This is a genomic window from Agrobacterium sp. 22-223-1, assembly GCF_053522385.1.
Map to the genome: position 1 here is coordinate 231,946 of NZ_JBNWCN010000006.1, position 12,566 is coordinate 244,511.

9 protein-coding genes are annotated in these 12,566 nt (G+C 60.3%); 5 read left to right on the top strand and 4 right to left on the bottom strand.

Translation table 11 applies throughout. The annotated features are described in order from the left end of the window. Nucleotides 1-2: 2 nt before the first annotated feature. Nucleotides 3-1,040 carry a DNA polymerase III subunit delta gene (holA, locus tag ACQZ60_RS22000; protein ID WP_003520295.1) on the top strand — a complete coding sequence of 346 codons (1,038 nt, stop codon included), beginning with the start codon at nucleotides 3-5 and terminating at the stop codon, nucleotides 1,038-1,040. A 75-nt stretch (nucleotides 1,041-1,115) separates the two neighbouring features. Here holA and fdxA read toward each other — a convergent pair whose 3' ends face one another. The 4 genes from fdxA to ACQZ60_RS22020 form a co-directional block, all read right to left on the bottom strand. Continuing rightward, nucleotides 1,116-1,454: a ferredoxin FdxA gene (fdxA, locus tag ACQZ60_RS22005; RefSeq protein ID WP_003520294.1), complete on the bottom strand. Its 339-nt coding sequence runs from the start codon at nucleotides 1,452-1,454 to the stop codon at nucleotides 1,116-1,118. Between the two features lie 158 nt (nucleotides 1,455-1,612). Further along, entirely contained in the window at nucleotides 1,613-2,029 is a 417-nt protein-coding gene (locus ACQZ60_RS22010) for an RNA-binding S4 domain-containing protein (RefSeq protein WP_448736123.1), read from the bottom strand. Between the two features lie 3 nt (nucleotides 2,030-2,032). Next, nucleotides 2,033-5,098 (bottom strand): helicase-related protein, encoded by a 3,066-nt coding sequence (locus tag ACQZ60_RS22015; RefSeq protein WP_448736165.1) that lies wholly within the window; start codon nucleotides 5,096-5,098, stop codon nucleotides 2,033-2,035. 457 nt (nucleotides 5,099-5,555) lie between these two features. Beyond that, complete coding sequence (locus ACQZ60_RS22020) at nucleotides 5,556-6,881, bottom strand: ubiquinone biosynthesis hydroxylase (RefSeq protein WP_448736166.1); 1,326 nt, start codon at nucleotides 6,879-6,881, stop codon at nucleotides 5,556-5,558. Here ACQZ60_RS22020 and tesB point away from each other — a divergent pair. The 4 genes from tesB (at nucleotide 6,857) to ACQZ60_RS22040 (ending at nucleotide 12,561) form a co-directional block, all read left to right on the top strand. After that, the gene (tesB, locus tag ACQZ60_RS22025) at nucleotides 6,857-7,741 is read left to right on the top strand and encodes an acyl-CoA thioesterase II (RefSeq protein WP_031234171.1); all 885 of its coding nucleotides are present in this window, start codon (nucleotides 6,857-6,859) and stop codon (nucleotides 7,739-7,741) included. The genes ACQZ60_RS22020 and tesB overlap by 25 nt on opposite strands. A gap of 212 nt (nucleotides 7,742-7,953) precedes the next feature. Then, the gene (locus ACQZ60_RS22030) at nucleotides 7,954-8,304 is read left to right on the top strand and encodes a P-II family nitrogen regulator (protein WP_004444057.1); all 351 of its coding nucleotides are present in this window, start codon (nucleotides 7,954-7,956) and stop codon (nucleotides 8,302-8,304) included. Between the two features lie 29 nt (nucleotides 8,305-8,333). After that, on the top strand, nucleotides 8,334-9,680 hold the full coding sequence (locus ACQZ60_RS22035) for an ammonium transporter (protein WP_020810628.1): 1,347 nt from the start codon (nucleotides 8,334-8,336) through the stop codon (nucleotides 9,678-9,680). A gap of 214 nt (nucleotides 9,681-9,894) precedes the next feature. Beyond that, nucleotides 9,895-12,561 carry a DNA translocase FtsK gene (locus tag ACQZ60_RS22040; RefSeq protein WP_448736124.1) on the top strand — a complete coding sequence of 889 codons (2,667 nt, stop codon included), beginning with the start codon at nucleotides 9,895-9,897 and terminating at the stop codon, nucleotides 12,559-12,561. Nucleotides 12,562-12,566: the final 5 nt, after the last annotated feature.

Sequence of the window (12,566 nt, forward strand, 5' to 3'; positions counted from 1 at the left end):
CCGTGACGGAGATAAAGTCCCATGAATTTGAGCGCTTCGCCGAAAATCCGGCGGAGCGCTTTCGCGTTTTCGTGCTTTACGGCCCGGATCGCGGTCTCGTGTCGGAACGCGCAGGCGTCATCGCCAAAAAGACCGGTATCGATCCCGATGACGCTTTCGCATCGCTGAAACTGACCGCATCCGATCTGCAGGGCGACCCCGGCCGTCTGCTCGACGAGGTGAATGCCATCGGCCTTTTCGGCGGCGAAAAACTCGTCTGGGTCAAAGGTGCTGCGGCCGAAAAAGCGCTGGTGGATGCGCTGCAGATTCTCGCCGAGACACCGCCGGAAGCGAGCTTCCTCATCATCGAAGCAGGCGACATCAAGAAGGGTACGGGACTGCGCAAGATCGCAGAACCGGCGCGCTCCATCGCCGCGATTCCCTGTTATGCCGACGATGCGCGCTCATTGAACGCATTGATCGATCAGGAACTCTCCGCCGATAATCTGCGCATTGCGCCAGCCGCAAGACAGAGGCTAATCGAATCCCTGGGTGGTGACCGCATCGCCTCGCGCAACGAAATCCGCAAGCTGGCACTCTATTGCCGGGGAGCCGACGTGGTCGAGGAAGACGATGTGCTGGCGATCATCGGTGACGCCAGCACGGTTTCCGCAGACGATGCCGTCGACGCCATTCTGAAAGGCGACAGAAACGCCTTTTTCCATGCGACGCAGAAGATCGTCTCTTCGAAGACCCCGATCTTCCTTGTGCTCCAGGGGTGCCTCAAGCAATTCCAGTTGCTCGACCAGATGCGGGCCGAAATGGATGAGAAAAAACTGCAGGCCGGTCAGGTCATGCAGACACTTGGACGCCACATCCATTTCCGCAGAAAGCCCATCATCGAAAGAGCGCTGCGAACCTGGCAGCCAGCGGCGATCGCCCGCGAGATGAACCGTCTGCAGGCCGCCATCCTGCAAAGCCGTCAGCGGCAAAGCCTGGAGGAAAGCGTGGCCCTTCTGACATTGCTGTCGACCACGCTGCAATCAGGCCGCGGCGGATGAGGCCCAGCAAAAAGCCCTCGCGCTGCTGCTGCGAGGGCTTTTTTAAATCATGGTTTCGCGGTCAGGCCGTAAAACTTAGTCGCCCTGTCCGGGCTCGGCGGAGAAATAAAGCTCGAGCTTGCCTTCGACACCGTCCATTTCCTTGGCTTCCGGCATCGGGTCGCGCTTGATCGTGATATTGGGCCAGATTGCCGCATATTCGGCATTGAGCTTCAACCATTTGTCGAGACCCGGCTCGGTATCGGGCTTGATGGCTTCGGCGGGACATTCCGGTTCGCACACACCGCAATCGATACATTCATCGGGATTGATCGCGAGGAAATTTTCACCCTCGTAAAAGCAGTCGACGGGGCAGACCTCAACGCAATCGGTATATTTGCAGCGGATGCAATTGTCGGTCACGACATATGTCATGATGAACTCCAGAATATGCAGGCCGGGTCTGTGGGCTTCGGAACACAAGCCGTCGCCCGGAATTCAGACAGGGCAATTTCGCAAGTGACGTAATGCCTTTGCTTACAGATAGCAAGGATAAACAATTCTGAAAAAGGGGTGCGACCCGGAGGTTTATTCTAATCTTTGCTTCCGTCGCTGTCAGACAGAAATCTGTCGAGCGCCCTGCGCTCTTTTTTGGTGGGACGCCCGCTGCCCGGCTGGCGCAACGCCTGCTCGAGAGGTGTCAGCCTGTCGGAAGGTTCCCGCGGCGGCGTCTCGTCTTCATAGAGAAGTCTGGCTTCGTCATAGGGTCCACGCCGTGTTCCGCCGGACTTGACGACAAGCACCTTGTCCATCCGCTCGAAGCCGATCTCCAGCCTGTCGCCCGCCTTCACCACATGGCTGGACTGGCGAATGGCAATGCCGTTGACCTTGACGTGGCCCGACTGAATGTAGCTCTGGGCAAGCGAACGGGATTTGGCCATGCGGGCAAAGAACAGCCACTTGTCCAGACGCTGACGCGTGCTTTCCAGTGGCTGTTCGCTGCTTCCCATGGCTTACTTCTTCAGCTGCTCCTTGAGAGCAGCGAGCTTTGCGAAAGGCGAATCCGGATCGAGCGGCTTTTCCTTGCGCGGCGGCTTGGCTTCGAAGCGCTGCTGACCCTGCGGCTTTCCGCCACGGTCATTGCGTTCCGGCCGGTCCTTGCGCTCCCCGCGATCGTGACGATCGTTGTTGCGGTTGTTGCTACGGTCGGGACGTCCGCCATCGCGCTTGCGCTCACCGTCGCCACTGCGATTGGCACTTGCACCGTCACGATTGTCGCGACGACCTTCACCGCGACGCTCACCCTGTTCGCGCGCTCCTTCACCACGGCCCTGACCGCGATTGCCGGGACGACGGTTTTCGCCACGCTGATTTTCGTTGCGACCACCCGGACGCCACAGAAGAACGGGCTTGGGTTCGGCGGCCTCGGCGCCTTCCGGCACGGCCTCGGCTGCGACAGCCTCTTCGCTGGCAGCCACCGGCGCCTCGACAGCTTCGCCTTCGGCAACAGCTGCCGTCTCGGACACCTGTTCTTCGGAAGCCGGCTCGTGTTCCTCGGTCTCGACGCTTTCCTCTTCAGCCGTCGCCGCTTCAGCGGCAGTCGGAGCAGAGGCACCGGCGTGGCTGGCGAGGAAGGCCTGCGCCTCTTCCGCCGTCACCTGATCGGCGCGGTAACCGAGGCCCTTCAGAATTTCTTCCATGTCGTCAAGCGTCGCGCCGAGAATGGAAAGCATGGCGGTGGTCGTCGTAAAACGGCGGCCGTCATAGGCGCCTTCCGGACGCGGCTGCTGACCGGGTTTCCACTGCAGCAGCGGGCGGATGAGATCGGCCAGACGCTCAAGAATGTCGATACGCACGGCGCGCTTTCCGAGGAAGCGGAAACCGGCGAGCTTGTAGAACATGCGCTCGAAGCTGGCATCGGTGACGACCGAGGTACGGCCTGCGGCCAGCACCGGAATGAGATCGCCGTAACCCGGCTTGCCGAGACCGTCATTCTTCAAAGCCCAGAGTAGCGTCACAAGCTCCGCCGGGGCGGGCTTGAGAAGCGCAGGCAGGAAAACGTGGTAGGCGCCGAAACGCACGCCGTAACGGCGCATGGAGGCGCGCGCGTCCTGATCCAGAGACTTCACGTCTTCGGCAACGTCGCGGCGGAACAGCACGCCAAGATTTTCCACGAGCTGGAACGCCAGACCCTTCGCCAGACCCTGAAGGTCTTCGGCGCGGGAAATATCGTCCAGCGGCTTCAGCACGGTCGCAATCTGATGATTGACGAAACGCTCGACGCGCGCCAACGCGTGATCACGGGCATTGCCGTTCAACTGCTCGTCGGCAAGCAGGATCACCCGCGGCTTCATGATGTTGTCGCCGGCCGAAAGGCGGGCAACCGGTTCGCCCAACCAGCGAACCAGACCATCGGAGCTCAAAGCGAGATCGCCATTTCCACTGGCATGCAGACGCGCGGCACGCGCCTCGAATTCGAGCGCAAGCGCCTTCTGCGCCGCAGCCTGCACGGCCTTCTGATCCGGCCCTTCCATTCCCGGCACCGGCGTGAACCGGAACCCGGCCAACTGGCCGACGTGATGACCTTCTACGAAGACATCACCATTTACACTGATTTCAGCTTCAAGCATCGCATTCTCTCTCAGGCGCCTCATGAGCACAGATGTCCTGCGATCAACAAAGCGTTTCGTCAACCTTTCATGTAGTGCATCGGACAATCGATCCTCGATTTCCCGAGTCTTTTCTTGCCAGTGTGTCGGATCGGCAAGCCATCCTGGGCGGTTCGATACATAAGTCCATGTTCTGATCTGCGCAATCCTCGCAGACAAGGTATCGATCTCTCCATCTGTCCGGTCGGCGCGGCGCACCTGCTCGGCCATGAAATCTTCGTTCACCGTCCCGCGTTTGACGAGGTCGAAATAGAGCGTGGAGATCAGGTCCGCATGCTGGGCAGGAGCAATGCGGCGATAGTCTGGAAGCGCACACGCCTCCCAGAGTTTTTCCACCCGCGAATCGGTCGTCGTCACATCGATGATCTCGGGATAACGCGACAGATATTCCAGCGCCTGCTGGTCGATTGCCGGCAGGGCGCGCGAAAGTCCCTGGATCGCCGGCGCGGCATCGAGGCTCAGGCGCAGATTGGCGATGGAGGAAAAATCGAAATTTTTCGTCCGCCACTGCAGAACCTTAACCGCATCGAACTGATGGGTTTCGATCCGCTTCACCAGCTCGTCATCGAACGGATCGACACGCCCCGTCACGCCGAATGTGCCATCGCGAAGATGGCGGCCGGCGCGGCCGGCGATCTGGCCGATCTCGCCCGGATTGAGATTGCGGAACTGATAGCCGTCGAATTTGCGGTCCTGCGCGAAGGCGACATGGTCGACATCAAGGTTGAGACCCATACCGATGGCGTCCGTCGCCACCAGATATTCGACGTCGCCGGATTGGTAGAGCCCCACCTGCGCATTGCGCGTGCGCGGCGAAAGCGCGCCCAGCACCACAGCAGCACCACCGCGCTGACGGCGCACCAGCTCGGCGATGGCATAGACCTCATCGGCGGAAAAGGCGACGATCGCCGTGCGTTGCGGCAGGCGGGTTATCTTCTTCTGACCCGCATAAAAAAGCTGCGACAGACGCGGGCGTTCCACAACGGTAATTCCCGGCAGCAGCTTTTCGAGGATAGGGCGCATCGTGCCAGCGCCAAGCAGCAGAGTTTCCTCCCGCCCGCGCAGATGCAGCACCCGGTCGGTGAAGATATGCCCGCGTTCGAGATCGCCCGCCAGCTGCACCTCGTCGATCGCGACGAAGGCGGCCGTCGTCTCACGCGGCATGGCTTCCACCGTGCAGACGGAATATTTGGCTTTGGGCGGTGCGATTTTTTCTTCGCCGGTAATCAGCGCCACATTCGGCGCGCCCACCTTTTCAACGAGGCGGGTATAGACCTCCCGCGCCAGAAGACGCAGCGGCAGGCCAATGACACCGCTGCCATGCGCGACCATCCGCTCGATCGCGTAATGGGTCTTGCCGGTATTGGTGGGGCCGAGAACGGCCGTGACACCGCGGCCGCTCAGGATCATGGGGCGAAAATTCAACGTACTATCCGCGAATCGACTTCATCTGCTTGCCGTGCGCCCGGCATTACCGATACGGGCCGCACGCACCACACATGGCAATGCCCGCCGACAAAGGCAATAGGCCTCACCCGCAAAGTGGCGCAGGGCGACCGGTCGATGGAATTTTCCGTTCAGATTCAGCTAGTTGAGCAAACAAAAAGAATCCGGCGAAAATGAAATCGATTCGGCTGCGGAACAGTCTGCGAACGAATCGAATACGAATCGCTGACTCGATGGGATTCAGCTTTTGTTCTCCGCAATATCTGGTTGGCCAGGGCGCAGACCATACCAGATTATGAATCCGGATAAGTCCTTGGCCGGATTCGGCTTTACGGTAAAGCCGCCGGGCAGAAAATCCCGGAATCGGCTGTCAAGCGGTAATCCCGGAAAAGCCGATCCGAAACATGCACGAAGGGTCGGATCAGAGCGCCTCGCCGGCAAGCAGACGCGGCGCATTCGCATCCGTCGTGCCGGCGGCCTGACCGATGAAATAGGATTTGAGACCCGGCAAACGATCCACGACGCCGAGACCGAAATCGCGCATGATACGGATAGGGCCAATATCGTTGGAGAAAAGCCGGTTCAGCACATCCGTCGTCACGCCCATCCGCAACGTGTCGAAACGCCGCCAGGACTGGTAACGCTCCAGAACGTTGAGTGAGCCGATATCGAGGCCGAGCCGGTCGGCCTCGACCACGGTTTCGGCGAGAGCCGCCACGTCCTTGAAGCCAAGATTGAGGCCCTGCCCGGAAATCGGGTGAATGCCGTGCGCCGCATCGCCCGCAAGCGCGAAACGCGGTGCAACGAAAGAGCGCGCCAGCGTCAGACCCAATGGGAAGGCGCGGCGGGGACCGACCGGACGAAGATGACCGAGCTTGTGACCGAACCGGCGTTCCAGTTCTTCCTCGAACACCAGATCGTCGGAGGCTACCAGCCTGTCGGCATCGGCCGTGCGTTCGGTCCAGACGAGCGAAGAGCGATTTCCCTTCAGCGGCAGGATGGCGAAGGGGCCCGATGGCAGGAAATGCTCCTCGGCGCAGCCCTCATGCGGCCGCTCATGCTCAACGGTCGTCACGATACCGGACTGATCGTAAGCCCAGTGCACGGTCTTGATACCGGCCATGTCCCTGAGCGCGGAGCGAACGCCGTCACAGGCAATCAGCAATCGCGCTTCGAGCGTCGACCCGTCGGAAAGGCGAATGGCCGTCGACTGGGGACCCGCGGTAAAATCGGAAACACTGAGACCGTGACGGATTTTTATGCCAAGACGCTCGCACAGGCCTCGCAATGCGCCCACCAGAGCGACGTTCGGAACCATATGGGCAAACGGCCTGCCTTCTTCCACGGCGCCGTCGAAAGTCAGGAACACGGGACGCACCGGATCGGCGGTCTTCGAATCGGTGACGATCATCTTGTGTATCGGTTGCGCTTCCGGCTCGATTTCGTTCCATATGCCGAAAACATCGAGCATCCGGGTGGCTGCCGCAATAATGGCGGAAGCGCGAACGTCCTTCGACCAGACATCCTCGGGAGAGGCCTCAACCACCTGCACATCAAGATGCGGGGCCGCCTGCTTGATTGCGACAGCAACGGAAAGACCGACATATCCGCCGCCTGCCACCACTACGTCCAGCATCGCGCTTCTCCTCAAATCTTGTGCACACATCATCGGCGCACTATAGACCATGTGACGTCTTCCTACAGCCGGAGCAGGCCGAAAAAATGTCGCATCCCTCGCAAACGTCAGACCCGATGGTCAATCTCATCGCCACACTCGATCTTGAGAAGCTGGAAGAGAACCTGTTCCGGGGCGAAAGCCCGCAGATCGGCTGGCAGCGGGTTTTCGGCGGCCAGGTCATCGCGCAGGCCCTGATCGCCGCGCAGAGGACCGTGGATAACGACCGTTTCGTGCATTCGCTGCATGCCTATTTCATGCGCCCCGGCGATCCGCTGGTGCCTATCGTCTACCAGGTGGAACGCATCCGCGATGGCGCGAGCTTCTGCACACGTCGCGTGGTCGCCATCCAGCATGGCAAGGCCATTTTTTCCATGTCGGCCTCGTTTCAGATTTTCGAGGATGGTTTCGACCATCAGATCAAAATGCCTGACGTGACGCCGCCTGAAAAACTGATGAGCGAGGAGCAGATGCAGGCAGCCTTTCTTGCCAAGGCGCCTGCCTCTATCCGCAAATACTGGAGCAACAAGCGGCCGATAGAGATACGGCCGGTATCGCTGACCCACTATATATCCAAGGAAAAACTCGAACCGCAGCAGGATATCTGGGTCCGCGCCGTCGGCGATGTGCCTGATGATCCGCGCCTGCAATCGGCCATTCTCGCCTATCTGTCGGATATGACCCTGCTCGACACCTCGCTCTACGCCCATGGCACGACCATCTTCGATCCGTCCATTCAGGTGGCGAGCCTCGACCACGCCATGTGGTTCCACCGCCCCTGCCGGCTGGATGACTGGCTGCTCTACACACAGGACAGCCCCAGCGCTTCCGGCGCACGCGGTTTGACCCGTGGCAATATTTTCACCAGACAGGGTGAACTGGTCGCCTCCGTGGCGCAGGAGGGTTTGATCCGCAAAAGGGCAAATGATTAAATAATGTGCTTTTTCTGAAAATCGCACATTTAATAGACGCAAATTTTGGCGACAAATGCCCCTTTTTCAGACGCCCTTCATATAAGTTTTATATTTCAATAAGTTAGATAAACACTCAAAACTGGCACGCCCTTTGAATGTATGTCCGCAGTCGCTGTTACTGATCTGCCAGCGGCAGGAGAGTCGGCTCCGTGCCGAGGACAAAACAAAGGATGGGAAACCAGATGAAAATTGTGATGGCCATTATCAAGCCGTTCAAGCTGGATGAAGTGCGCGAAGCGCTCACCGGCGTCGGCATCCAGGGCCTGACCGTGACCGAGGTAAAGGGTTACGGACGCCAGAAGGGGCATACCGAGATTTATCGCGGCACGGAATATGCGGTGAGCTTCCTTCCCAAGCTGAAGATCGAGATCGCAGTTCCATCCGACGTCGTCGACAAGGCTGTCGAAGCGATCGCGTCTGCGGCAAAGACCGGGCAGATCGGTGACGGCAAGATCTTCGTCTACTCTATCGAACAGGCCGTGCGCATCCGTACCGGCGAAACCAACACAGAAGCGCTTTGAAGCACGGCTGACAGGGGAGTTTTCTAGCTATGCAACTCAACAAGTTTTCAACGCTCGGCAAGCTGGGCGCCGCGGCGGCGGCCCTGATGGCTCCGGCCATCGCCTTTGCCCAGGATGCCGCGCCGGCAGCAGCCGCAGCGCCCGTTCCGGAAAAAGCCGACACCGCATTCATGTATGTCGCGACGATCCTCGTGCTTTTCATGATCATTCCGGGCCTGGCCCTGTTTTACGGCGGTCTCGTCCGCACCAAGAACATGCTCTCCGTTCTCATGCAGTGCACGGTCGTCGGCGCAGTCATGATGCTCGTCTGGGTAATCTACGGTTACTCCTTCGCCTTTGGCGGCGGCACCGGCCCTTATTTCGGCGGTTTCGGCAAGCTGTTCCTGTCGGGCGTTTCGCTTGACAGCACCTCGGCAACCTTCTCTGAGGGCGTCGTGATCTACGAATACACCTTCATCGCCTTCCAGATGACCTTCGCGGCCATCACGCCGGCGCTGATCATCGGCGCCTTCGCAGAACGCGTCAAATTCTCCGCCGTCATCCTCTTCACCATCCTTTGGGCTACCTTCGTCTATTTCCCGATCGCTCACATGGTCTGGGATGCAAACGGCCTGATCTTCGGCATGGGCGCTCTCGACTTCGCCGGCGGCACCGTCGTTCACATCAATGCCGGTATCGCAGGCCTGATCGGCGCGATCATGGTCGGCAAGCGTACCGGCTTCGGCAAGGACATGATGGCCCCCCACTCGATGACGCTGACCCTCGTCGGTGCAGCCATGCTGTGGTTCGGCTGGTTCGGCTTCAACGCCGGCTCCAACCTCGAAGCATCGGGCGGTGCGGTTCTCGCAACCATGAACACCTTCCTCGCAACCGCAGCCGCCATCGTTTCCTGGTCGCTGGTTGAAAGCTTCACCCGCGGCAAGGCCTCCATGCTGGGCGCCGCTTCGGGCATGATCGCCGGTCTCGTCGCCGTCACCCCCGCCGCCGGCTCCGTCGGCCCGATGGGCGCCATCGTTCTCGGCCTCATCGTCTCGCCGATCTGCTACTTCTTCGTCTCCGTGGTGAAGAACAAGTTCGGTTATGACGACACCGCCGACGTCTTCGGCGTCCACGGCATTGGCGGCATCATCGGCGCTCTCGGCACCGGCATCTTCACCTCGCCGCTGCTTGGCGGCACGGGCAAGGAAGACTTCTCCATCGCCTCGCAGCTCTGGACGCAGTTCGTCGCCGTCGCCATCACCATCGTCTGGTGCGCCATCGTCTCCGCGATCCTCTACAAGATCGTCGACGTGATCGTTGGTCTGCGAGTTCCGGTCGAAGCCGAACGCGAAGGTCTCGACCTCGCAACCCACGGCGAAGCCGCCTACCACTCCTGATATCCGGGAAAAGGGGTTCTCCATCCCCTCTCCCAAAAGAAGGCCCGCTCCGGCGGGCCTTTTTCTTTGCCGTAAATCCGAAGCGCTTCAAAAAACCGCATGGTTAACACGACATTAACCAGCAAGCGGTTAGTTTTCCCTGTCAATCCGGGATCAGGTCTCCTGCCGGATCTTGCCGAAACCATAAAACGACGGGTTCAGGGACATGGGCAGAATGCATTCTCCGACATTCGATGGTCGTCACACGCGCTTCGTGTTGACGGCGTTTTTCGTGCGTCAGATCATGGCTCTCGCCGGTTTCGCTCTGCTGGCCACGATTGCACTGGGCATCGCCGCGCTCGCGACATGGAATGTCGCGGATCCGAGCCTCTCCTACGCGACAGGAAACCAGCCCACCAATCTTCTGGGCTACGGCGGTGCGATTTTCGCCGATATCGTGATGCAGTTCCTCGGGCTTTCGGCAATCATCTCGCTCCTGCCTGTCATCGCCTGGGCGATCGCGCTGATCGCCGGCCGCAAATTCCACCGCATACCCGTTCGCCTCGTGGCCTGGGTCGCAGGCGCCATCGTCTGCGCCGCCTCGCTCGGCTGTTTTCCGGCCCCCGTGACATGGCCGCTGCCGAACGGTATCGGCGGCGTCATCGGTGACATGATCCTGCGTTTTCCCGCTCTTTTCATCGGCGCTTACCCCACCGGCACGATTGCCACGGTACTGGGTGTCATATTTGCGGCGCCTGCCGCATGGCTGATGCTGTTTGCCGCCGGTGTCGTTGGCGGTCTGGATGATGAGCTGGAACGCGAAGAAGCCGCTCCCGTCGCCACCAGCAAGGCCCGCGCCGCCCGTGAGGCCGAAGAGGATGATGAAGACGACGGCGAGGGTTTCTTCGCCAATATGCTCGCCTTCGGCGCGCTGGCGCATTACTGGTACATCACCCAGGCGCGCTTCCGCCGCCTGTTCGGCCTGAAGTCGAAATCCCTGCACGATGAATTCGAACATCCTTACGACTTCAACGAATATGAATTCGGCACGCTGAACGAACCCTCACGCCTCAAGACCGCGATCAACCGCCTCGACCAGCGCGCAGAGCCGTCTTTCGAAGAACGCGCCGCATCGCGTCGCCAGATGTCACCTCCCTCCATCGCGCTCGATCATGACGAGGACATGGATGACGAACAACCCTTCGACGAGGATGGACGCCGGCTGCCGAACGGCATTCTCTCCGACGACGAGTCCGACCAGAAATTCACGGCCCGACAGGCGCCGGGACGCGGGCAGCCCAGAATAACCGCCCCTTCCGCGCGCCCGAAGCCCAGCGAGCGCGTGGCAAGGGAGGCGCAGGCCTCTTTCATCGCCGCAGACGGTTTCCAGCTGCCCACAGTCCATCTTCTGGCGGAGCCGAAGAATGTCGTTCGCGACAATATGCTGAGCGAGGAAGTACTTGAACAGAACGCCCGCCTTCTGGAAGGCGTTCTCGAGGATTTCGGCGTCAAGGGCGAAATCATTCATGTCCGCCCCGGCCCGGTCGTCACGCTCTACGAACTGGAACCGGCACCCGGCATCAAATCCTCGCGCGTCATCGGCCTTGCCGATGACATTGCCCGCTCCATGAGCGCAATCGCCGCCCGTGTCGCCGTCGTTCCCGGCCGCAATGCCATCGGCATCGAACTGCCGAACCAGACGCGCGAAACCGTGTTCCTCCGGGAACTGATCGGCAGCCGCGATTTCGAAAACAGCAAGGCCAAACTCGCCATGGCCCTCGGCAAGACCATCGGCGGCGAACCCGTCATCGCCGATCTTGCCAAGATGCCGCATCTTCTCGTTGCCGGCACCACCGGTTCGGGCAAGTCGGTCGCCATCAACACCATGATCCTGTCGCTGCTTTACCGCATGTCGCCGGAACAGTGCCGCCTGATCATGATCGACCCGAAAATGCTCGAACTGTCGATCTATGACGGCATTCCGCATCTGCTCTCTCCCGTCGTTACCGATCCGAAAAAGGCCGTCGTGGCGCTGAAGTGGACGGTGCGCGAGATGGAAGAGCGCTACAAGAAAATGTCGAAGATCGGCGTGCGCAATATCGACGGTTTCAACAGTCGCGTGCAGCAGGCGCTCGACAAGGGCGAGATACTCACCCGCACGGTACAGACCGGCTTCGACCGCCAGACCGGCGAGGCGATCTACGAGACGGAAGAATTCGATCTGAAGCCCCTGCCCTATATCGTCGTCATCATCGACGAAATGGCCGACCTGATGATGGTCGCCGGCAAGGACATCGAAGGCGCGGTGCAGCGCCTGGCGCAGATGGCGCGCGCCGCCGGCATCCATGTCATCATGGCCACCCAGCGCCCCTCCGTCGACGTCATCACCGGCACGATCAAGGCAAACTTCCCGACCCGCATCTCCTTCCAGGTGACGTCGAAGATCGATAGCCGCACCATCCTTGGAGAGCAGGGCGCCGAACAGCTGCTCGGCATGGGCGACATGCTCTATATGGCAGGCGGCGGACGCATCCAGCGCGTGCACGGTCCTTTCGTCTCCGACAACGAGGTGGAAGAGATCGTCGCCTATCTGAAGACACAGGGCGCACCGGAATATCTGGAAGCGATTACCGAGGAAGACGACGAGGAAGGCAATGGCGTCGGCCCGGCCGGCGCCGGCAGTTTCTCCGATTCCGAGGACCCTTACGATCAGGCCGTGGCCGTCGTGCTTCGCGATGGCAAAGCCTCCACCTCCTATGTGCAGCGGCGTCTCGGCATCGGCTATAACCGCGCCGCCTCGCTGATCGAGCGCATGGAGCAGGAGGGCATTATCGGCCCCGCCAACCACGCCGGAAAACGCGAAATACTCGTACCGACGGAAGCAGACATCATCGAGCGGTAACGTCC